The organism is Micromonospora sp. PLK6-60 (assembly GCF_019890675.1).
Taxonomy (GTDB): Bacteria; Actinomycetota; Actinomycetes; order Mycobacteriales; family Micromonosporaceae; genus Micromonospora.
The window spans coordinates 212,677-234,023 of record NZ_JAIOAA010000004.1; the positions used below are offsets into that span (position 1 = coordinate 212,677).

Here is a 21,347-nt window from a genome sequence, read left to right on the forward strand (position 1 = left end):
CCGTCGGCTCAGCGTGGACTCTGACGCAGCGTACCCGCCGCGCGGGGATTTGCCCCACCCCGCTACCCCTGGCGCGTGCTCAACGACTCAGGGTGCGCTTGACCTTGCGCTTGGCCTTGCGGGCGAAGTTCTTGCCCCGGCGCAGCACGCCGAGCAGCCGCCGACCCTGCCGCGACATGCGCAGCACGCCCTTGACGGTGTGGTCCTGGGCGCGCTCCGCGCGCTCCTTCTCCAGCTCCTGGGCGAGCGTGTCCAGGTGCTTCAACAGCGCGTGCTCGCTGCGGCGCTGGTCCTCCAGATACTGCCCGACCACCGCCCGAGCCTCACCCAGCGTGATCCTGCTGGTGCTGTGGGCGGTGCCGGCGGTGGTCAGCCGGACCGCGGCCTCGGCGGTGGCGAGCAGGGCGCCGGTGGCCGCGGCGGAACTCGCCGGGCCGGGCCGCAGCACGGCGCACGGCGAGCCGCTGAACGCCTGCAGGCCCAGCCACTGCAGGCCGGTCAGCGCGGCGGCGGTGTGCTCCGCGCCGATCGCCGGCCCGGACGGGTCCAGCGCCACCAGCAGCCGCCCGTCGGGGCGCAGGGCGGTCTGGATCCGCACGTTGACGGCCGCCAGCCACTGCGGCTCGACGCTGCTGCGCTCGATGATGATCGTGTCGAACTGGCCCTCGATGACCACTTCGTCCGGGTCGGCGCCGACCTCCAGGACGACCGCGTCCCGGAAGGGCGTGGTCAGCGAGTCGTGGCCGTGGTGCCGGTCATCGGTGATGATGAGCAGATCCTGGTCCTCGGCGCCTGGGCCGCGCAGGTGTTGTTCAACGTCAACGGCCGCTGCCGTATCGATCGTCATCCTGCGTTACCTCCGGGCCAGAGTCCTGGTTACGATGCGCGGCGAGATTAGCGCATGTGCCGGCGAGTGTGGGTCGCGGCACCCGCTCCACGGGGGTCGGGTCCGACCGGGTTCGTGCGGCGCCGACCGCAGTCGCCCGCGGCGACGCGATGATACCGAGGAGTGCAAGCGTGGCAGGTGGGGAGTCACCCGAGGTCAGCGGGCTGCGGAGCGAGAAGGCGGGCGACCGTCCCTGGCTCAGGCCGTCGGCGACCGCCGTGGACCGCGCCGGCATCACCGAGTGGCGCAAGCAGGTCGACGCGTTGCACAACGAGATCCAGGCCGACCTCACCGTCGAGGGGTCGCACAGCCGGGTGCTCAACCCCGGGGTCAGCGTCGTCGTGCCGTCGTACCGTGGCGCCGGGCACATCGGGCGCTGCCTGGAGTCGATGGCCGCGCAGACCCTCGACCCGGCGCTGTTCGAGCTGATCGTGGTGTTGAACGGCCCCGAGGACGGCACCCGGGCGGTGCTGGAGGAGTTCCGCGCCGCCCACCCCGCGGTGACGGTGCGGATCGTGCGGCTGAGCCGGGCCGGGGCGTCCCGGGCCCGCAACGCCGGTATCGCCGCGGCGCGCCGGGAATACACCACCTTCGTCGACGACGACGACTACCTCTCGCCGAACTTCCTGGAGGTGCTGTACAGCCACGCCAGCCCCCAGGTGGTGCCGATCGCCGGGCTGGTGAACGTCGGGGCGGACGGCGTCGAGGACGCGGCCAACCCGATCAACACCATGCTGCTGGAGCACGACAGCAAGCTGACCGCGCCGGCCGAGGCGCGGGTGTGCACCACCTTCAACGCCTGCAAGCTGGTCGCCACCAGCCTGCTCCGCGACGTCTACTACGACACCGACCTGGCCAGCGGCGAGGACGTGCTGTTCTGGATGACCGTGGTGGTGCGCGGGCACATCAACTTCTATCCCTGCCCGACCGAGGCGGTCTACTACCGCACCATGCGGGAGGGCTCGGTCTCCCGGCCGGAGCCGACCTTCGACTTCTCGGTGACCCAGCGGCTGGAAGTGATCACCCGGCTGGAGCGGCTGCTGCCCGAGTGCGACGTCCGCTCCCAGGAACTGCTCGCCACCCGGATCCGGGCGCAGACGGCCTTCCTCGCCGAGTACCTCAAGCGGCACCCGGACGAGTACCGCCGGGTGGTCGACGAGATCGACAGCTACCCGATCTACCACATGCCGTACGAGCGGATGAACGGCGTGCTGGAGCGGGGCCTGGTGATCGCCTACGCCTTCCCGCCGTACGCCGACACCAGCGGCGTCGTGATGGGCAAGCGGGTGCGGATGATGGGCCGCGCCGCCGACGTCATCTACAACGCGATGGACCGGATCCGGCCCACCGACGAGTCGCTGACCCGGATCTCCGGCCCGTTCATCAACCGCAAGGCGGCCCTGCCCACGCCGTCGTACTTCTCCGACTTCGGGTCGATGGAGAAGTTCGCCCTGGCCGGCCTGAAGCAGATCGCGGAGTGGCAGGAAGCCCGCAAGGTGCCGTACCCGTGGATGTACAGCCGGGCGCACTTCGCCCACTCGCACTTCCTGGCGGCGGCGTACAAGCTGGCGAACCCGGACGTGAAGTGGACCGCGGAGTTCTCCGACCCGCTGTCGCGGGACATCTCCGACGCCGAGCGCGGCACCCCGATCAAGGAGGGTGAGCTGCTCGACCGGCTGCGTACCGGGCTGACCGAGCTGGGCCTGCCGGTGCCGGACACCACCAACTGCTTCATCTGGACCGAGGAGGTCGCGTACGCCCTGGCGGACGAGATCATCTTCACCAACGAGAACCAGATGGAGTACATGCTCAGCTACTGCTCCAACCCGGAGCTGGCGGAGGTCGCCCGGAAGAAGGCGGTCGTCTCCCCGCACCCGACGCTGTCGCCGAACTTCTACTCGATGACCGAGACCGATTACCCGCTGGAGCCCGGGGTCGCGCACATCGCGTACTTCGGCAACTTCTACGCCACCCGGGGCCTGGACGACGTGCTGGCGGGGATCGCCGCGCAGGACTCGTGGACCCGCGCCCGGCTGCGCATGCACGTGTTCACCACCAAGCCGGAGGAGCTGCAGAAGCGGGCCGCCGAGCTGGGCATCTCCGACGCGGTGCGGGTCGGCCCGTACGCCCAGTACCTGGGCTTCCTGAACCTGACCACCAAGTTCGACTGCCTGCTGGTCAACGACGCGCTCACCGGCGACAGCCACGCGCAGAACCCGTACCTGCCGTCGAAGTGGTCGGACTACAAGGGCAGCGGCAGCCCGGTCTGGGGTCTGGTCGAGGCGGGCAGCCCGCTCAGCCGGCAGCCGCTGCACTTCCAGTCCCCGGTCGGGGACGTGGCGGCGGCCGCGGAGGTGCTGGCCCGGATCGTCCGGGACAAGGTGGGCGAGCGCCCGGCGGCGGAGCTGACCTCGGCCGACCAGCCGGTCTGAGCCCACCTTCGGAACCAACAGGCCACACCTCTGGCATGCTGCCGGAGGGGCAGGGGCGCCGCTGGGGCGCCCGACCAACGATTGCTGGAAGGCTCTGATGCCCGATCTCGTCCTGCACGTCACCGGTGCCCGGCCGAACTTCCCGAAGGCGGCCCCGGTCATCCGCGCCCTCGCCGAACTCGGCGTGCCGCAGGAACTCATCCACACCGGTCAGCACTACGACGAGCGGATGTCGGATGTGTTCTTCCGCGAGCTCGGCCTGCCGAAGCCGGACGTGAACCTGGGCGTCGGCTCGGGTAGCCACGCGGTGCAGACCGCGGCGATCATGACCGGCCTGGAGGAGATCTTCCTGTCCCGCCGGCCGGGCATGGTCGTGGTCTACGGCGACGTCAACTCCACGGTCGCGGCGGCGCTGGTGGCGTCGAAGCTGCAGATCCCGGTCGCGCACGTCGAGGCCGGCCTGCGCAGCTTCGACATGACCATGCCCGAGGAGATCAACCGGCTGGTCACCGACCGGCTCTCCGACCTGCTCCTGGCCACCAGCCCGGACGCGATCGCCCACCTCGGCAACGAGGGCACCGACCCGGACAAGATCCACCTGGTCGGCAACCCGATGATCGACACCCTGCTGGCGAACCTGGACCGCTTCGACGCGGACCGGGCGCGCGCCGATTACGGGCTGGACGACCGCTACATCGTGGCGACCCTGCACCGCCCCGGCAACGTCGACGACCCGGCCGACGCCGCCGCGCTGGTGAAGGCGATGCACGCGGTGGCCGACCAGGCCGAGATCGTGCTGCCGCTGCACCCGCGGGGCCGCGCCCGGCTGGAGGCCGCCGGCCTCTTCGACCACCCCAAGCTGCGGGTCATCGACCCGCTGGGGTACGTCGACTTCCTCGGCCTGGTCCGGGGGGCCGCCGCGGTGGTCACCGACTCCGGCGGCGTCCAGGAGGAGACCACCATGCTCGGCGTGCCGTGCCTGACCCTGCGGCCCAACACCGAGCGGCCGGTGACCATCACCCACGGCACCAACCGGCTGGTGACCCGCGACGCGCTGCCGCAGATCGTCGCCGAGGTGCTGGCCGCGGGCCGCAGCGAGACCTGGCCCACCCCGCCGCTGTGGGACGGGTCGGCCGGCCGGCGGATCGCCGCGGTGATCGCCGGGCATCTGCGCGGCTGAGCGCCACCCGACGAACGACTCGGCGCCCGCCACCTTCGAAGGTGGCGGGCGCCGATTCTTGTCGCCCGGCGGGGCGACGGGGTGTCAAGCGGGGGCCCCGCCTATACCGAATGCGTTAACAGGGGGCCCCTCCTTTCGCCTCAGGCGACGGGTTGCCCGGTGCGGGGCTCCGCGGGCGTCCAGTTGCCGGGGGTGCTGGTACGCAGCACCGAGGCGTCCTTCTCCAGCTTCAGCCGCTCCTCGGTGATCGTCGGCGCCGCCTCGCGCCAGAGCTGGACCACCTCCTGCTCGTCCTTGCGGATCAGGTCGTCGAGCACCACCACGGCGTCGTCGGCGAGCCGGTCGCCGAGCAGCGGCATGGCCGGGAAGCGGGCGTGCGGGCCGGTGTCGGCGGGCGGGCCGTCCACGAAGAGCAGGCCGATGCGGTCCAGGTCCCGCCAGGCGTCGGCGGCGTACCAGCGGTAGGTCTCGCCGCCCACCTCGATCGGCTCCAGCGGCGCGTGCCGCACCTCGGCCAGGTCCGCCACCCCGTGCGCGTTGAGCAGGGCGACGGTGCGCCGGGCGTACTCCTCGTCGTGCTCCAGGGCGACCACCTTGCCGTCGATGCCGAACTGCCGCATGGCCAGGGCGGACCAGAGCGTGGAGAGACCGCTGCCGCACTCGACCACCAGCTTCGGGCGCTCGTCGCGCAGGATGCTCACCAGCACCAGCAGCACGTCCGGCGAGGCCGCCCAGCCGCGCATCGGCGGGACCCGGTTGCCGACCGGGATCATCGCGTAGAGGTTGAGCAGCGCCTCCACCCCGCGGTACGCGTTGGCGTTCTCCTGCCGGGTGACCAGCTTGCCGTAGTCCTCGCAGCGGGCGACGGCCTTGGCCAGCCGCTCGACGCCGGCGTCGGCGGCCTTGCGCTCCTTGCCGAAGTGCTCGGTCAGCCGCTTGTCGAACTGGCTGCGCAGCTGCTGGTCGTGGTCCCGCAGCCGCTGGTCGAGGTGGTCGCGGCCGGACTCGACGAGCTTGCTGAGCCGCCAGAGGTTGTATCGGTGCTGGCGGTTGGAGCGGAGGATGGCGATCACCACCAGCCCGATCAGCACCACCAGCAGCACCGTGTTGGCGTCTCCCGCGCCGGCGGCGCCGACCGCGATCGCCGCCACGGCGGTCACGACCGCCACGAGGATCACCGCGGCCGGCTGGGCCAGCTGCCGGCCGAGCGCCGCGAGGCCCTGCCGTGCCGAGCGGGGGCCCGGTGGGGCCGCCGCGCCGTGCCGCTCGTCGGTGCTCTGCATCGGCGCTCCTGGGAATGAGTTGGAAGTCTGCGGGCTGCGGGCATTATATGGCCGCGTCAACGATCGGAATCAAGGGCGCAAACTATTGCGAAACAAGGGAACGGGCGGTCTCGGCTGCATCACCGAGGCCGCCCGTTCCAGGGTGCCGGTCCGCCCGTCAGCTCGTGCTGTAGCCGGCGAAATAGCTGCGGGCCCGCTCCACGTCACCGTGCAGCAGCGCCGCCCAGGCATCGATCACCGCGGTCGGGTTGACCTTCTCGCGCATCTCGGCCCGGGCCGCGGCGGACCGCTCCGCCCACACCTCGGGGTCGGCGTTGGCCAGCACCGCGGCGGCGGCGTCCGGCACCGACCCGGGGATCCACCGGTTGTCGTAGATGTCCCGCGCGCCGGGCCACGGCCGGATCACCGGCGCCGCGCCGGAGGCCATGCCCTCGGCCAGGCCGAGGTGGAAGCTCTCGATGTCGCTCATCGACAGGATGTTGCCGACCTTGCGGTACCAGCGGCCCATGTCCCGGCCGGGGGCGTCGAAGACCACCGCGCCGCGCAGCAGCGGGTCACGCTCGATGCGCTCCTGGCACCAGCCCACGTACTCCCGCTCCTCGGCCTTCGGCCAGACGTACTCGTTCTGCCAGGGCGGCAGGGAGCGGACGAACATGGTGAACCGGCGGTCCTCCCGGCGCACCTCGGCCAGCAGGTCCAGGGCCAGGTCGAACCGCTTGTTGGACCACTCCATGCCGACGAAGCCGATGTTGAACCGGGCCCCGGGCAGCTTGGGGCGGTCGACCCAGTCCACGTCGAGGAAGTTGGGGATGTAGACCAGCTTCTCCTGCGGCCAGCCGATCTCGTTGCGGATCCGCCGGCCGATCGGCGGGGAGACGTGCACGACCGCGTCGACCTTGTCGATGTCGATCATCGCCGGGTACGGCGCGTCCAGCTCGAAGCGGTGCAGCCGGACCACCAGGAACTGGTGGGGCTTCTTGCGCTCGGCGAACCAGGCGGCACTGGGCCGCGCCCACTCCGCGATGATCACGTCCGAGGTGTCGGCGAGCTGCTCGGTGCGGTCGGTCTTGATCGAGACCCGGGGCCAGTCGTCGAGGGTGATGTCCAGGTCGGTGCGGGTGTCCAGGCGGTGCGCCAGCTCCCGGATGAACTTCAGGTCGTACCCCGAGATCATCGTGTCCAGGGTGCGGTCCGGCTGCGCCGGCCCCTGCGGCAGGGTCGCCGCCAGCACCTCCCGGGCCCCCCGCTCCTGCGCCTGCGCCGTCCACTCGGTCGGGAAGGTCTCCGGCAGGCCGGGCATCGGGGTGCTCTTGGCCTCCTGGTCCCAGCCGAGCCGGTTCGCCGGAGCCCAGGCCGCGTCCGTGCCGCGCAGCCGGGCGGCGGGGAACGAGTACGGCATCTCCTCCCGCGCGGACGGCGCGTCGGGCAGCAGCAGCCGGCGCCACAGCGCCAGCTCCGCCGCCTCGGGGGCCACGTCGTCGGGGAGCTCGTCCTCGGCCACGCCCGCGCAGTCCGGGCACGGCCGGTCGGCGGCCAGCGGCGGCAGCACCACGACCCGCGGGCGGGCGCTCACCGTGCCCCGCTCCACCGACTCCCGGGCCATCTGGCTGTCGGTGATGAAGCCGCCGATCTTGCCGGCCACGGCGTCCAGCTCGTCGGCGTACCCCGACTCGGCGCCCTGGATGATCCGCTCGGCCGGCAGGGCCAGCGACCAGATCAGCCGACCCGGCAAGCCGCCGGCCAGCGCGGCCGCGGCGGCGCGCGGCGACTCCGCCACGATCAGCGCGGCGCCCGCCAGGCCCGGCACCGGCTGCGGCGGCGCGGGCGCCACCACCGGCACGGGCGCCGGCCGGCGCTGCTGCTGCACCGCGCGGCGGGACCGGCGGTACGCCTTCACCAGCGGCTGCCGCAGCGACGGGGCCAGCCAGGCCAGCTTCGGCTGCTGCGGCGGCGCGGGGCGCTTCGGCTGCGGCTTGGGCGGCGGCTGCCAGGTCGTCTCGGCCACGCTCGCCCCGGCGGCGGTGAACGCCGACCGGAACGTGTTGCGCCAGCAGCAGACCCCGGGCAGATCGGGCCAGCGTCCGTCGCGCAGGAGCACCACGGGCATGGCCCGGTCAGGGCTGGCAGCTTCCATCGGGTGGGGTCCCCTTCTTGGGCCGGCCCCCGGGTCCTGTGCCCCGGAACGGGCCCTGGTCGTGTTGGCGGAAAAGGGTGGTGACGTCACCGGTGGCCCGGCGGTGGCGGGCCCGCGTTGAGGAGCGCGACCGACGGTGGCAACTTCGCTGACAGGATAGACCGGGCCCGTCGGCGAAGGGGAGCAGGCTTCACCCGGCGGGGCGGCGGCCCGGCCCTCGGGTAGAGTCGCCCGGGTCCCGCCCGGGTCCCCTGCCGTGCGGACCGATTCTCGACGTGGAGAACCCGTTGCGCGCACCCCTCGCGTCCCGGCTGAGCCGCCGTGCCGACGACAGCCGCCAGTACCGCTATGTCTTCGTGGTCACCTACGGGCGATCCGGGTCGACGCTGCTGATGGGCCTGCTCAACACCATCCCGGGCTACCGGATCCGGGGCGAGAACGACAACTCGCTGTACGGGCTCTACCAGGCGTGCGCGGCGATCCGGGAGGCGTACCCGAAGCGGGCGGAGAACGCCTGGTCCACCGGCGACCCGTGGTACGGCGCGGACCGCTGGCGGCCGGACGCGTACCGGCGGGCGCTGCTCGACGCGTTCGTCGGGCACGTGCTGCGGCCCGAGCCCGGCGACCGGGTGCTGGGCTTCAAGGAGATCCGGTACACCGCCGAGCACATCAAGGACCTGGCCGGCTACCTGGACTTCCTGCGCACCGCCTTCCCGCAGTCGAAGATCATCTTCAATCACCGGCTCCCCGCCGACGTGGCGAAGAGCGCCTGGTGGGCGCAGAACCCCAAGGCGCTGGAACGGATCAAGGCCGCCGACGCCCGGTTCAACCAGGTGCCGGCGGACGACCGGCACTTCCACTTCCACTTCGACCGGATCGACGACAGCCTGGACAACATCCGGGAGCTGTTCGGCTTCCTCGGCGAGGAGTTGGACGAGGAGCGGATCCGGGCCACCCTGGCCACCCCGCACTCCTACCAGCCCGGGGAGGCGCCGGCCGGCTCGCCCGCCCGCCGGGCCCGCAACCTCGCCCGGCGGGTCATCGTCCGGCTGCGCCGGCCCTGACCGGACACCGTCGGACGATCCGGGTCGGACCGACCGGCGCGGCTCAGCCGCCCCGGCCCAGCCGGCGGTAGACGGCCCGCAGCCCGGCGTACGACCGCCAGTCGTCCCGGGCCACCAGCCGGTGCTTCAGGCCGGCCACGCCCCCGGGCAGCGGGTAACCGTCGGCCGGCAACCGCCGCCGGTAGTCGCCGGCCATCCGGTGGAAGAACGACTCCCGCAGGTCCGGCGGCACCCGCCGCTCGTTGCCGACGATGACCAGATAGTGGTCGATCATGACGCGGAACAGGTCGGCGCGGAACCGGTCGTACCGGGGCGCCGCCGCGTCCACCAGGTCGAAGAGGCGCTCGTACTGGTCGAAGACCTCGAAGTGCCGGCGGCTGGGCGTCTTGGTGATCGCCCCGACGTCGCCCCGCTGGCGGTAGCAGTAGCAGACCCGGTCGAGCAGGTCGATGCTGCCCGCCGCCATCAGCAGCGCGTGGCTGTACGAGACGTCCTCGTACCAGCCGGGGGCGAAGCGCAGGCCGATCCGGTCCAGCAGCCGCCGCCGGACCACCTTGGTGCACGCCGACTGGGCCAGCCGCAGCAGCGCCGGCCGGTCCGCCAGCGTGATCGGCGCGGGCGGGCGCGCCAGCGCGCCGGGCGGGGTGCCGGGCAGCACCCGGCCGTCGTCGAAGACCTCCTGGTGGTCCACCACCAGCACGTCCGGCTCGGTCTCGGCCAGCCGGGCCAGCACCGCCCCGACCGAGCCCGCCGGCACCCAGTCGTCGGCGTCGACGAACCACACGTACCGCCCGCGGGCCTGGGCCAGGCCGGCGTTGCGGGCGCCGCTGAGGCCGGCGTTCTCGGCCAGGTGCAGCACCCGCACCCGACGGTCCCGCTCGGCGTACGCGTCGAGCAGGGCCGGGCTGCCGTCCGGCGAGCGGTCGTCGACCGCCACGATCTCCAGCTCGGTGGTCGGCTCGGCGAGCAGCGAATCCAGGCAGGCCGGGAGGAACTGCTCCACGGCGTACACCGGTACCACCACGGAGAGGGTCGGGGTCACGGCTGCCCGTCCTCCACCCCGGTCGGCTCGTCGTCGGTGCGCCGGGCCGGGGGCAGCGGGCGTCGCTTGAGGCGGTGCTGTACCCGGGCGGAGAGCCGCCGGCTGGCCAGCGTGCCGACCAGCATGGTGGCCTTGGCCAGCGAGCGCATGCCGGCCACCTCGACCGCGCTGGGCACCCAGCGGGCCCCGCCCAGGGCCGGGTCGGCGATCATCCGGATCCCCTCGGCGAGCTGGCGGGACGCCACCCCGGCCAGGTCCACCACCCCGATCATCTCGGCCGGGACCTGGCGCGCGCCGTGCACCTCGGCGACCACCTCGGCCAGCGGCTCGCCGGTCGCGCCGATCCGGTCCACCCGGCCCAGCGCGGCGGTACGCCACAACCGGGTCACCGGGCCGTCGTCGGCGCCCGGGGGACGCAGCTCGACCAGGCCCAGCTGGTCCCGGTCGGCGAGCTCCACCAGCCGGCCCACGGCGTGCGGCCCGAGCCCGTGGGTGGGCGGCACCTCCAGCCGGTAGGCGGCCGGGAACGGGCTGGCGGGCGCCGCGGTGACCAGCCGCACCCGCGGGTCGCCGCGGTAGGTCTCGGCGATCAGGCGCAGGTCCAGCCGCGGGTCGGCGAGCACCCGGCGCCGGCCGTCGGGCAGCTGGTCCCACGGCCCGACCAGGTTGACCACCAGGTCGGGCTCGTCCCCGCCGAGGATCGCGTCCACCGCGGTACGGACCCGCTCCAGCGGCTCGTCCCCGACCTCCAGCACCACGTCGACCAGCGGCACCGACCAGGCGGTCGCGCCGACCTTGCGCAGCCAGCGCGGGTACGGCATCCGGTCGGCCAGGTAGGGCTTGTTGTACCGCTGCACCTGCTCGCGGGCCCGCATCACGTGGGTCGGCCCGAGGTGCCAGCTGCCGGCCAGCGGCTCGGGCACGAACAGCGCGCCGGCCTGGGCGAGCCGGTAGCCCAGCTCGGTGTCCTCGCCGAGCCGCAGCTCGGTGTCCAGGCCGCCGCACGCCTCGTAGAGTTCGCGGCGCAGCGCCGCGGTCGCTCCGACGTGGATGGCGAAGGCCAGGTGGTCGGCGGCGCGCAGCTTGTCGGTCCGGTCGATGTACCGCTCGACGTAGTCGTGCGGCTCGCCGGCGGTGTCGAAGAGGGACTGTGGCGTGCCCTTCTCCCAGTGCTCCAGCACGCTCGCCGGAGTCGGCCAGTCGGGAGCGCCCGGCGTGGTGTCCACGAAGCGCTTGTAGCCCAGGGTCACCGCGTACGGCACCTGGTGGTGCCAGCGGAGCTGGGCCTCGACGTGCTCCGGGTACGCCACCATGTCGGCGTCCAGCCAGTGCAGCACGGCGCCGGTGCTGACCGTGGCGCCGACGTGCAGGGCGTTGGCCCGGCCCCAGCCGGTGGAGTGGTCACCGGCGCGGACCAGGCGGGTGTGCCGGGGCCGTACCGGGGGCAGCTCGATCGGCGGCGTCGAACCGTCGTCGACGACCACCACCTCCAGCAGGTCCTCCGGGTAGGTCTGCCGGCTCAGCGAGGCGAGGGTGAGGTCCAGGCTCTGCTGGCAGTTGTAGGCCGGGATGATCACGCTGACCGACAGCTCGGGCCGCCACTGCCCGAGGGCGGGCACGGTCAGCGTCGACCAGTTGTTGCGGTGTACACGGGGGGTGGGGGTCATGCGGTTCCGAACGTCTCGTGGGGCGGCAGTCCGGTCCACTGCCGCAGCGGATTCTGTACGAAGTAGTCCAGGCCGGGATCCCAGGTGTGCCCCTCGCCGTGCCGGGTGTAGAGGAACCCGAACCCGTGGGTGCGGTATACCAGGCCGCCGGCGTCGAGCACCCGGTCCAGCAGGGCCCGGTCGATCGACCGGTTCACCGGCCGCCACCCGCCGGCCGCCTCCAGGTCGCCCCGGGACAGCAGCATGGTGCCGCCGGCCACCACGTCGTCGTAGAACTCGTTGCCCATCCGGCGGCGCACGGTGAGGTCGCGGGGTTCGAGATAGACGAACTCGGCGCCCTTGCCGACCACGGTGGCGCCGGAGTAGTGCCGGGCCAGCACCAGGTCCCAGACGTGTTCCACGCCGTACCGGTCGTCGTCGTCGACCTTGGTGACCAGGGTGCCCCGGGCGTACCGGGTGATCTCGGCGAGCGCCTCGCCGAAGCAGACGTCGCCGGGGACGGTGACCACCTGCACGGGCAGCGGGCAGGCGGCGACGGCGGCGGCCACCTCACCGGGCAGCTCGACGCCGTGCAGGCCGACCACGACCTCCAGCTCGGGGTAGGTCTGCCCGGTGAGGTCGCGCAGCGCCACCACCAGCCGCTCCGGGCGGCGGGTCATCAGCAGCGCGGTCACCGACGGCGGCCGGGCCAGGGCGGGGTACGCGGCGGTGGCCCGGGGCAGGGCCAGCGCGGTGGCGTGCCGGCGCAGTGCGGCCCGCCGCTGCCGGATGCTGGCCAGCTCGCGGTCGATCGGGTCGGCGTCCGGGCCGGGTGGGGCGGCGGCGGTGAGCCCGGCCAGCTCCGGCCCGAGCAGCTCGGCCACCTCTGCCGGGAGGTCGGGCACGTGCACCAGCAGCCCGGTCATGGCGAGCTGCGCGACGGTGGCGGCGAGCGCCGAGCCGCCGACGCCGCCGGCCGGCACGGTCACCGCGGCCAGGTCGCGCAGCACCGCCGACTGGCGGCCGTCGAGCGGGTCGCCGACCCGGCCGGCGACCACGGTCTGCTCGCCGGTGCTGATCCGCCACCGCGGCGTCCCGTCGGCGTCGTCGACCAGCAGCCGGCCGGTGGGCATCTTCGCGCCGTATTTGTTGCGGCCGATCGGGTTGGCGGCGCCCGCGTCGACCAGCACGAAAGGCCCGCCGGTCGCGGTGGTGACGCCGGTCAGGTCGCCGGTGAGCCGGGCCGCGGGCACGTTGAGCCGGCCGGCCGGCGACTCGGCGGGGACGTCCGCGCCGGCGGGCAGCAGCCGCAGGTCGTACGGGCGGACGGGGGCGTCGCCCGGCTCCGGGCCGGCCGGGGCGCGGGTCACCGCGCCGGGGCTGAGCCAGCCGGGCAGGCCGCCGTCGACGGCCAGGTCGGCGGCGCCGGGTGCGGGCAGCGCGGCGGTCGGTCGCAGGGCGTCGAGCACGGCGGCGACCACCCGGTGCGGCGGCAGCGGGTCGGCGAGGGTCACCGAGACCTGGGCCGGGCCGGTGCCGGCGCGGGGCAGGGCGAGCTGGTGGCCGAGCAGGCCGGGCAGCGGGCCGAGCCGGCCGGACCAGCCGGGCCGGGGGGCCTGCCAGCGCTGCACGACGACCCGCAGTTCGCGTACGCCGGGGGCGTCGGGGGTGCCGAGCGCGTGCCGGGCGAGTTCGCCGACGGTGGCCACGGTCAGCTCGCCGGGGCGCCCGCCGACCGTCGTCGTCGGCTCCTCCCAGTCGGCCAGCCGCTTGGGGGTGACGTCACGCAGCCGCCGGGCGTAGTTTCCGAGCCGTCGGCGTACCCCCGCCACGACCCGGCGCCGGGTCACGGCCGCCATCCCGATCCTCCGGCCCGCCGCTGCGCTGTCCGAAACACCGGAAGAAGCTAGCACGCTGAGGGGCCCCTCCCGGCGGCGACAGGGCCCGCCGCCGACGACCGGTCCGGGGTGCCCGGACGGCCGCCCGGGGCCGGTTGGGCGGGCTGCGGACCGAGCACCTCCTCGCGCCGTTCGGCCCAGCGCAGCGAGTCCCGGATGCCGTCGGCGACGGAGTGCGTCGGGGTCCAACCGAGCAGCTCACGGGCCCGGGTGCTGCGGGTGTACGTGCCGGCGGAGTCGCCCGGGCGGCGGGCGGTCTCCCGGACGTCGACCGGCCGGCCGACGACCTCCTCGAAGGCGCGGACCAGCTCGCGCACGGTGGTGCCGTCCCCGGTGCCCAGGTTGATCACGGTGTACGGGTCGCCGCCGGCCGGCAGGACCGCGTCGAACCGGCGCAGGGCCAGCACGTGCGCCCGGGCCAGATCCCAGACGTGCACGTAGTCGCGGATGCCGGAGCCGTCCCGGGTGGGCCAGTCGGTGCCGGTGAGCTGGAACGTCTCGCCCTGGGCGGCGGCGATGAGCCGGCCCAGCACGTGGGTCGGCTCGGCGATCTGCAGCCCGGTCCGCAGCTGCGGGTCGGCGCCGATCGGGTTGAAGTAGCGCAGCGACAGCACCCGCAGCGGGTACGCCCGAGCGCAGTCGGCGAGCATCTGCTCCAGGATCGCCTTGCTCCGCGCGTACGGGCTGAGCGCCTCGATCGGGGAGTTCTCGTCGACGGTGAAGTCGTCACCCGGGCGGTAGATGGCAGCGGAGGAGCTGAACAGCAGTCGGGTGCAGCCGTTGCGGAGCAGGCCGTCGACCAGGTCGAGCGACTTGGCCACGTTTTCCCGGTAGTAGCGCAGCGGGTGGGCCACCGACTCGGGCACCACGATCAGCGCGGCGCAGTGCACCACGGCCTGGATGTCGGGGTGCTCGGCGAAGATCTTGTCGAGCAGGGCCGCGTCCGCCATGTCGCCCGGGTAGAAGATCCGGTCCCGGGTGAACTCCTCCCGGCCGGTGCTCAGGTTGTCCAGGATCACCGGGGTGATGCCGTCCTCCAGGCAGGCGGTGGCCACGGTGCTGCCGATGAAGCCGGCGCCGCCGACGATCAGGACCTTCGCCCCGGGCCGGGCAGGCGTGTTCTCGGTAGGGGCGAGCATGGGTCGGTGCCTCCTGGGCGTCGGTGTCCGGATGCGGGGTGGTCGGGTGCGAGGTCAGGCGGTGACGGGGGCGTCCTCGGCCGGGGTGGCGGGCGCGACGACCGGTTTTGGGGCCGCCGGCTTCGGGGCCGCCGGCTTCGGGGCCGCCGGCTTCGCAGCGGCCGGTTTCGGGGCCGCCGGTTTCGCGGCCGGCGGCTTCGGGGCGGCCGGTTTCGCGGCCGGCGGGGACATCAGCTCGGAGCGCAGCGCGGCCGTGGTGACGGCGGCGAGCCGGGGCAGGTAGCCGGCGGGGAGCCGGGTGCGGGAGATGGCCAGCCGCCAGTACAGCGGCCCGATGATCAGGTCGACCGCCGCGTCGGTGTCGATCCCGGGGGAGAGCTCGCCGCGTTGGATCGCCCGGCCGAGGATCAGATCGGCCACGTTGCGCTGGTTGGCGCGCAGCGCGGTCTGCAGCGTCTCGGCGATCTGCGGGTTGCGGGCGGCCTCGGCGAGCAGGTCGGGGACGACCTGGGCGGCCAGCCGGTGTTGCAGCACCTGGTTCACGATCTGTAGCAGGATCTCCAGGTCGTCGTGGAGCGAGCCGGTGTCCGGCAGCGGCATCTTGTGGACCGCCAGCTCGGACACGATGTCCAGGACCATGGCGAGCTTCGAGTCCCACCGGCGATAGACCGCGGTCTTGCCGACGCCGGCCCGGCGGGCCACCCGCTCGATGGACAGGCGCCCGTAGCCGACCTCGGCGAGCTCCTGCATGACGGCGGCGCGGAGGGCCGAGGTGATGTCTCCCCGGAGCACGGCGGCGCCGGCCGGAGCGCGCTTGTTCTGGGTCACGCGACCCAATGTAGCGCAACGACGTTACCGTTGCGTCTCGACGTACCGTGGACTACATTCGGCGCAGCGTTGAGACGGTGCCGTTCCGACGGGATGACCGCTATACGCTGAGTGACGGATGCTCCTTCCAGAAGGACCGAGAGATCGGAGCACATCTCCATGCCCGACACGGCGTTCGCCGATCCGGACGCGGGCCTGTCCCCGGCCGAACTGGCCGCCCGGCACGGCCTCGGGTTCGCCGGCACGAGGCCGAGCCTCGTGTCCTACGCCCGGCAGCTCTGGGCCTACCGGCACTTCATCACGGCGTACGCGAACGCCCGGGTCTCCGCCTCGTTCAGCCTCACCCGGCTGGGCCGGCTCTGGCAGGTGCTGACCCCGCTCACCAACGCGGCGGTCTACTACCTGATCTTCGGCGTGGTGCTGGCGACCAGGCACTCGATCCCGAACTTTATCGCCTACCTCTGCACCGGCCTGTTCATCTTCCTGTTCACCCAGACGGTGGCCCAGGCCGGCGTGGTCTCGATCACCGGGAACATGGGGCTGATCCGGGCGTTGCACTTCCCGCGCGCCTGCCTGCCGATCGCGATCTCGCTGATCGAGCTGCAGAACATCGGCGCGTCGATGGTGGTGCTGACCGGCATCGTGCTGATCACCGGCGAGCCGCTGACCCTCGAATGGCTGCTGATCATCCCGGCGCTGGCGCTGCAGATGGTCTTCAACGCCGGCCTGGCGATGGGGCTGGCCCGGCTGGGCAGCAAGGTCACCGACCTCAAGCAGATCATCCCGTTCGTGATGCGCACCTGGATGTACGCCTCCGGCGTGTTCTACAGCTCGGCGCTTTTCGCTCAGCACCTGCCCAAGTGGGCGGCGGTGGCCGTCGAGGCCAACCCGATGCTGGTCTACATCGAGCTGATCCGGCACGCGATGCTGGAGAACGTGCCGCTGTCGTCCTCGGTGCCGCACCTGTGGCTGCTGGCGGCCTTCTGGTCCCTGGTGGTGGGCATCGGCGGTTATGTCTATTTCTGGCGAGGGGAGCAGGAGTATGGGCGTGGCTGAGGTCGCGGAGCGCCCGGTCGAGGCCGGTCAGCGCGTCCCCACCGTGATCGTGGACGACGTGCACGTCGTCTACCGGGTGCAGGGCCCCGGCACGCCGGGCAGCGGCTCCCCGGTGGCCGCGCTGAGCCGGATGCTCACCGGCAAGCGCACCCCCGGGCTGCGCGAGGTGCACGCCATCAAGGGCGTCAGCTTCACCGCCTACAAGGGCGAGGCGGTCGGCCTGATCGGCAGCAACGGCTCCGGCAAGTCCACCATCCTGCGGGCCATCGCCGGGCTGCTGCCGATCGAGAAGGGCGGGCTCTACACCGCCGGCCAGCCGTCCCTGCTGGGCGTCAACGCCGCGCTGATGAACGACCTGTCCGGTGCGCGCAACGTCGAGCTGGGCTGCCTCGCGATGGGGATGAGCAAGGCCGACGCCCGCCGGGCCGCCCCGGCGATCATCGAGTTCTCCGGGATCAACGAGCGTGGCGACTTCGCCTCGCTGCCGATGCGGACCTACTCGTCCGGCATGGCGGCGCGGCTGCGGTTCGCCATCGCCGCCGCGAAGAAGCACGACGTGCTGCTCATCGACGAGGCGCTGGCCACCGGCGACGCCCGGTTCCGCAAGCGCAGCGAGGAGCGGGTGCGCGAGCTGCGCGCCGAGGCGGGGACCGTCTTCCTGGTCAGCCACAACAACCAGTCGATCATCGACACCTGCGAGCGGTCGGTGTGGCTGGAGTCCGGGGTGATCCGGGCGGACGGCCCCACCCGCGACGTGATCAAGGAATATCAGCAGTACATGAACCGCAAGTGAGAGTTGCCTGACGGGCCGCCCCCGCGTTTGCCGATTGTCGGATCGATCCGATATCGGTGACCGGGGGCGCTCATGTATCTACGTCTCGTTCTGCTGGCCGGGCTGAGCCTGGCCGCCGCGCCCGCGCCCGCCGTGGCCCGCTCCGCGGTGCCCGTCGGCGACTTCTCGGTAAGCGTCGCGCCGGGCGCCGCGGCCACCGTGGCGGGGCACCCGGTCTCGGCCCGGGTTATCACGGCCACCACCAGCGGTCCCGCCCAGCAGGTCGGCCTCGCGATCACCAACCTGCCCGCCGGGGTCTTCGCCGTCTTCACGCCCGGGACGGTCACCAGCGGCTCGTCGGCCGTGCTCAGCGTCCGAACGTCCATCTCGGCGCGGGCCGGCACGTACCGGCTCACCGTCGTGGCGGCCGGCGCGGCGGTCCGGCGCGAGGCGACCCTGCTGCTGACGGTGACCGCCGCCCCGGTGATCCGGGCCGCCTTCTACTACCCGTGGTTCCCGCAGGCGTGGAACCAGCAGGGCCTCGACCCGTACACCAACTACCGGCCCACCCGCGGCCTGTACAGCGTGGACGAGACGGTGGTCCGGCAGCAGGTGGCCGACATGCGCTACGGCGGGATCACCCTCGGCATCGCCTCCTGGTTCGGGACCGGTACCGACACCGACCGGCACTGGCCGGCCATCGTCCGCGGCGCGCAGGACACCGGGTTCGCCTGGGCCCCCTACTACGAGGCCGAGGGCAGGTCCGACCCGAGCCCCGACCGGATCGCCACCGACCTGCACTACCTGCGGGCCAGCTACGGCGGTGACCGGTCCGCGCTGGCGGTGCTGCCCGGCCGCGGCATGGTCGTCTTCGTCTACAACGCCGGTGATCTCACCACCGCCCAGGGCTGCGGCACGGTGGACCGCTGGAACCGGGCCCGCTCGCTGCTGCGCCAGCGGTACGGCGAGACGATCTACCTGAGCCTCAAGGTGTTCCCCGGCTATGCCGGCTGCCCCGGCACCCCGGCCGTGGACGGCTGGCACCAGTACGGCCCGGCGCGGCCCGAGGCGGACTTCAGCCGGGCGCCCGGCGCCGGCTCGTACACGATCTCCCCGGGCTTCTGGAAGGCCGGGCTGCCGTACACCCGGGCGCCCTTCCTCTCCCGCGACCTGGTCCGGTGGACGGCCGGCATCACCCGGATGAACGCCTCCGGGGCCCGGTGGCAGCTCGTCACCACCTACAACGAGTGGGGCGAGGGCACCGCCGTGGAGAGTTCCTCCGGCTGTCGCGGCCCCGCGCCGGCGGGCGCGCTCTGCGACTGGAGCGGCGGCGGGCGGTCGCTGTTCGTGCAGGCCCTGCACGCGCAGCTACCGCCCGGCTCGGCCGGCGCGGCGGCCCGGCGGTGAACCGGCGCGGCGGCCCGGCGGTGAGCCGGCGCGCCGTCAGCGCGCGCCGGCCAGCAGCCCGTCGATCTCGGCCAGCTCCTCGGCGGTGAAGTCGAGCCGGTCCAGCGCGGCCACGTTCGTCTCCAGCTGGGCCACGCTGCTCGCCCCGATGATCAGGCTGGTCATCCGCTCGTCCCGCAGCGCCCAGGCCAGCGCCAGCTGGGCCAGCGACTGCCCGCGCCGCTCGGCGACCGCCGCCAGCGCCCGGATGGTCGCCAGCCGCTCCTCGCTCAGGTCGCTCTCGTTGAGGAACACGCTGGTGCGCACCCGCGAGTCCGCCGGGATGCCGCCCAGGTAGCGGTCGGTGAGCAGGCCCTGCGCCAACGGGCTGTACGCGATGCACCCCGCGCCGACCTCGGCGAGGGTGTCGAGCAGGCCGTCGTCCTCGGTCCAGCGGTTGAACATCGAGTACGACGGCTGGTTGATCAGCAGCGGCGTGCCCAGCTCGCGCAGGATCGCGGCGGCCCGGGCGGTCTGCTCCGAGTCGTAGTTCGAGATGCCGACGTAGAGCGCCCTGCCGGAGCGGACGATCGCGTCGAGCGCGCCCATCGTCTCCTCCAGCGGGGTGTCCGGGTCGAACCGGTGCGAGTAGAAGACGTCGACGTAGTCGAGCCCGAGGCGGCGCAGCGACTGGTCCAGCGACGAGATCAGGTACTTGCGGGAACCCCACTCGCCGTACGGGCCGGGCCACATCAGGTACCCGGCCTTGCTGGAGATCACCAGCTCGTCCCGGTACGGGCGCAGGTCGGTGGCGAGCAGCCGACCGAAGTTCTCCTCCGCCGAGCCCGGCGGCGGGCCGTAGTTGTTGGCCAGGTCGAAGTGGGTGATCCCGAGGTCGAAGGCGCGCCGGACGATGTCCCGCTGCCGCTCGAACGGGCGGTCCGGGCCGAAGTTGTGCCACAGGCCCAGCGAGATGGCGGGCAGCCGCAGCCCGCTCCGGCCGCTGCGCCGGTAGGTCATCGATTCGTAACGGTCGTCGCTGGCGAGGTAGGTCACGAGTCAAGACCCTAATCCCCGCCGGAGCCCGGCCGGCTTGGGTAGCTTCGAGACCATGCGCTTCGTCCCGATCGACACCCCCAAGCCCGTTTCCAAGATCGGCCTCGGCACCTGGCAGTTCGGTTCGAAGGAGTGGGGCTACGGGCCCGACTACGAGCACCGGGCCGCCGACATCGTCCGGCGCGCGCTCGACCTGGGGATCACCCTGTTCGACACCGCCGAGCTGTACGGCTTCGGGCGCAGCGAGCGGATCCTCGGCGCGGCCCTCGGCGACGACCGGGACAAGGTGGTGGTGGCCAGCAAGATCTTCCCCGTGCTGCCGGTCGCCCCGGTGGTGCAGCAACGGGCGGTCGCCTCCGCCGCCCGGCTCGGGGTCCGCCGCCTCGACCTCTACCAGGTGCACCAGCCCAACCCGGTGGTCGCCGACACCACCACCATGCGCGGCATGCGCGCGTTGCAGGACGTCGGCCTGGTCGACGAGGTCGGGGTGAGCAACTACAGCCTGCGCCGCTGGGAGTTCGCCGAGGCCGCCCTGGGCCGGCGGGTGCTGTCCAACCAGGTCCGCTACAGCCTGGTCGACCGCGGCCCCGAGGACGACCTGATCCCGTACGCCGAGCGCACCGGCCGGATCGTCATCGCGTACAGCCCGCTGGCGCAGGGCTTCCTCTCCGGCCGGTACGACGCGACGCACCCGCCGAGCGGGGCGGTGCGCCGGGCCAACCCGTACTTCCTGCCGGAAAACCTGGCGCGTGGCGCCGCGCTGATCGACACCGTGCGGCAGGTGGCCGACGCGCACGACGCCACCCCCAGCCAGATCGCCCTGGCGTACCTGATCCGGCACCCGAACGTGGTCGCCATCCCCGGCGCGTCCAGCGTGGAGCAGGTGGAACGCAACGCCGCCGCCGCCGAGATCGACCTCACCGACGACCAGTACGCCGCGCTTGTCGACGCCGCCGGCCGGTTCCGTCCGGTCACCGGGCTGGCGGCGGCGCCCAAGCTGATCCGTGCCCGCCTCCGGAAGTGAGCCGATGGACGACATCACCGCGCTGATCCTCGACGACCACGCCGCCTTCCGGCGCGGCTTCGCCCGGCTCGACGACGCCCGGGACGACGCCGAGCTGCTGGCCGTGTGGGAGGCCCTCGCGCTGCACCTGGACATCCACGCCGAGGCCGAGGAGGCCATCCTCTATCCGCACCTGGTGCGGCACGGCGACGACGGCGCGGACGAGACCGCCGACGCCATCGGCGACCACAACAAGATCCGGGACGCGATCGCCGAGGCGAAGCGGCACCCGGTCGGCTCGGAACAGTGGTGGGCGGCGGTCTGGCGGGCCCGCCGGGAGAACAGCGAGCACCTGGCCGAGGAGGAGGACGAGGCGCTGCCCGACTTCCGGCGGCACGCCAGCGTGGAGCTGCGCGCCGAGCTGGGGGCCCGCTGGCTGACCTTCTACGGCGAGCACAAGTCCGGCCGCAACCTGCGCTTCGCCGACAAGGACCCGCAGGGATACGTACGCGACCACCGCTGAGGATCTCCCCGAGGTGGGG

Annotated in this window: 16 protein-coding genes and 1 pseudogene; 8 read left to right on the plus strand and 9 right to left on the minus strand. The window is 73.1% G+C overall.

The annotated features are described in order from the left end of the window. Positions 1 to 79: 79 nt before the first annotated feature. Positions 80 to 847 (minus strand): hypothetical protein, encoded by a 768-nt coding sequence (locus tag K7640_RS10405; protein ID WP_222954548.1) that lies wholly within the window; start codon positions 845 to 847, stop codon positions 80 to 82. A gap of 170 nt (positions 848 to 1,017) precedes the next feature. Here K7640_RS10405 and K7640_RS10410 point away from each other — a divergent pair, with 170 nt between their 5' ends. Together K7640_RS10410 and wecB are read left to right on the plus strand one after the other, a co-directional pair. After that, the gene (locus K7640_RS10410; protein ID WP_222954549.1) at positions 1,018 to 3,318 is read left to right on the plus strand and encodes a glycosyltransferase; all 2,301 of its coding nucleotides are present in this window, start codon (positions 1,018 to 1,020) and stop codon (positions 3,316 to 3,318) included. Positions 3,319 to 3,415: 97 nt separating this feature from the next. Continuing rightward, entirely contained in the window at positions 3,416 to 4,498 is a 1,083-nt protein-coding gene (wecB, locus tag K7640_RS10415; RefSeq protein ID WP_222954550.1) for a non-hydrolyzing UDP-N-acetylglucosamine 2-epimerase, read from the plus strand. Positions 4,499 to 4,638: 140 nt separating this feature from the next. On the opposite strand, the gene K7640_RS10420 is transcribed toward wecB, so the two are convergent. Together K7640_RS10420 and K7640_RS10425 are read right to left on the minus strand one after the other, a co-directional pair. After that, a complete protein-coding gene (locus tag K7640_RS10420) occupies positions 4,639 to 5,781 on the minus strand; it encodes a class I SAM-dependent methyltransferase (RefSeq protein ID WP_222954551.1) in 1,143 nt (380 codons plus the stop codon). A 157-nt stretch (positions 5,782 to 5,938) separates the two neighbouring features. Beyond that, positions 5,939 to 7,888, minus strand: coding sequence for a hypothetical protein (locus tag K7640_RS10425; protein WP_222954552.1), 1,950 nt, complete (start codon positions 7,886 to 7,888; stop codon positions 5,939 to 5,941). A gap of 314 nt (positions 7,889 to 8,202) precedes the next feature. On the opposite strand from K7640_RS10425, the gene K7640_RS10430 reads away from it, so the two are divergent. Beyond that, positions 8,203 to 8,979 (plus strand): sulfotransferase, encoded by a 777-nt coding sequence (locus K7640_RS10430; protein ID WP_222954553.1) that lies wholly within the window; start codon positions 8,203 to 8,205, stop codon positions 8,977 to 8,979. 43 nt (positions 8,980 to 9,022) lie between these two features. On the opposite strand, the gene K7640_RS10435 is transcribed toward K7640_RS10430, so the two are convergent. The 5 genes and pseudogenes from K7640_RS10435 to K7640_RS10455 form a co-directional block, all read right to left on the minus strand. Further along, entirely contained in the window at positions 9,023 to 10,021 is a 999-nt protein-coding gene (locus K7640_RS10435) for a glycosyltransferase family 2 protein (protein WP_222954554.1), read from the minus strand. After that, positions 10,018 to 11,688: a glycosyltransferase family 2 protein gene (locus tag K7640_RS10440; protein ID WP_222954555.1), complete on the minus strand. Its 1,671-nt coding sequence runs from the start codon at positions 11,686 to 11,688 to the stop codon at positions 10,018 to 10,020. The genes K7640_RS10435 and K7640_RS10440 overlap by 4 nt, the downstream gene beginning before the upstream one ends. Next, positions 11,685 to 13,526, minus strand: coding sequence for a glycosyltransferase (locus K7640_RS10445; protein ID WP_222954556.1), 1,842 nt, complete (start codon positions 13,524 to 13,526; stop codon positions 11,685 to 11,687). Before K7640_RS10445 ends, K7640_RS10440 begins: the two co-directional genes overlap by 4 nt. Before the next feature lie 47 nt (positions 13,527 to 13,573). Continuing rightward, on the minus strand, positions 13,574 to 14,704 hold the full coding sequence (gene galE / locus K7640_RS10450) for a UDP-glucose 4-epimerase GalE (RefSeq protein WP_222954557.1): 1,131 nt from the start codon (positions 14,702 to 14,704) through the stop codon (positions 13,574 to 13,576). Positions 14,705 to 14,914: 210 nt separating this feature from the next. Then, positions 14,915 to 15,496, minus strand: a pseudogene (locus tag K7640_RS10455) (TetR/AcrR family transcriptional regulator); the annotation flags it as partial. Between the two features lie 195 nt (positions 15,497 to 15,691). Between K7640_RS10455 and K7640_RS10460 the strand changes: the two are divergent. The 3 genes from K7640_RS10460 (at position 15,692) to K7640_RS10470 (ending at position 18,767) form a co-directional block, all read left to right on the plus strand. Beyond that, positions 15,692 to 16,588, plus strand: a complete 897-nt coding sequence (locus tag K7640_RS10460; RefSeq protein ID WP_222954558.1) for an ABC transporter permease — start codon at positions 15,692 to 15,694, stop codon at positions 16,586 to 16,588. Beyond that, positions 16,575 to 17,381 (plus strand): ABC transporter ATP-binding protein, encoded by an 807-nt coding sequence (locus tag K7640_RS10465; RefSeq protein ID WP_222954559.1) that lies wholly within the window; start codon positions 16,575 to 16,577, stop codon positions 17,379 to 17,381. The genes K7640_RS10460 and K7640_RS10465 overlap by 14 nt, the downstream gene beginning before the upstream one ends. A gap of 72 nt (positions 17,382 to 17,453) precedes the next feature. Further along, positions 17,454 to 18,767 (plus strand): hypothetical protein, encoded by a 1,314-nt coding sequence (locus K7640_RS10470; protein WP_222954560.1) that lies wholly within the window; start codon positions 17,454 to 17,456, stop codon positions 18,765 to 18,767. 36 nt (positions 18,768 to 18,803) lie between these two features. Here the strand turns inward: K7640_RS10470 and mgrA are convergent, their stop codons facing one another. Next, entirely contained in the window at positions 18,804 to 19,802 is a 999-nt protein-coding gene (mgrA, locus tag K7640_RS10475) for an L-glyceraldehyde 3-phosphate reductase (RefSeq protein ID WP_222954561.1), read from the minus strand. 55 nt (positions 19,803 to 19,857) lie between these two features. Here mgrA and K7640_RS10480 point away from each other — a divergent pair, with 55 nt between their 5' ends. Together K7640_RS10480 and K7640_RS30565 are read left to right on the plus strand one after the other, a co-directional pair. Next, complete coding sequence (locus K7640_RS10480; RefSeq protein WP_222954562.1) at positions 19,858 to 20,826, plus strand: aldo/keto reductase; 969 nt, start codon at positions 19,858 to 19,860, stop codon at positions 20,824 to 20,826. Positions 20,827 to 20,830: 4 nt separating this feature from the next. Then, positions 20,831 to 21,328: a hemerythrin domain-containing protein gene (locus K7640_RS30565; RefSeq protein ID WP_222954563.1), complete on the plus strand. Its 498-nt coding sequence runs from the start codon at positions 20,831 to 20,833 to the stop codon at positions 21,326 to 21,328. The last annotated feature ends 19 nt before the right edge of the window (positions 21,329 to 21,347 follow it).

Coding starts and splice junctions, on each gene's coding strand:
- K7640_RS10405 (WP_222954548.1), bottom strand. CDS start 847: ATGACGATCGATACGGCAGCGGCCGTTGACGTTGAACAACACCTGCGC.
- wecB (WP_222954550.1), top strand. CDS start 3,416: ATGCCCGATCTCGTCCTGCACGTCACCGGTGCCCGGCCGAACTTCCCG.
- K7640_RS10420 (WP_222954551.1), bottom strand. CDS start 5,781: ATGCAGAGCACCGACGAGCGGCACGGCGCGGCGGCCCCACCGGGCCCC.
- K7640_RS10425 (WP_222954552.1), bottom strand. CDS start 7,888: ATGCCCGTGGTGCTCCTGCGCGACGGACGCTGGCCCGATCTGCCCGGG.
- K7640_RS10440 (WP_222954555.1), bottom strand. CDS start 11,688: ATGACCCCCACCCCCCGTGTACACCGCAACAACTGGTCGACGCTGACC.
- K7640_RS10445 (WP_222954556.1), bottom strand. CDS start 13,526: ATGGCGGCCGTGACCCGGCGCCGGGTCGTGGCGGGGGTACGCCGACGG.
- galE (WP_222954557.1), bottom strand. CDS start 14,704: ATGCTCGCCCCTACCGAGAACACGCCTGCCCGGCCCGGGGCGAAGGTC.
- K7640_RS10460 (WP_222954558.1), top strand. CDS start 15,692: ATGCCCGACACGGCGTTCGCCGATCCGGACGCGGGCCTGTCCCCGGCC.
- K7640_RS10465 (WP_222954559.1), top strand. CDS start 16,575: ATGGGCGTGGCTGAGGTCGCGGAGCGCCCGGTCGAGGCCGGTCAGCGC.
- K7640_RS10470 (WP_222954560.1), top strand. CDS start 17,454: ATGTATCTACGTCTCGTTCTGCTGGCCGGGCTGAGCCTGGCCGCCGCG.
- K7640_RS10480 (WP_222954562.1), top strand. CDS start 19,858: ATGCGCTTCGTCCCGATCGACACCCCCAAGCCCGTTTCCAAGATCGGC.
- K7640_RS30565 (WP_222954563.1), top strand. CDS start 20,831: ATGGACGACATCACCGCGCTGATCCTCGACGACCACGCCGCCTTCCGG.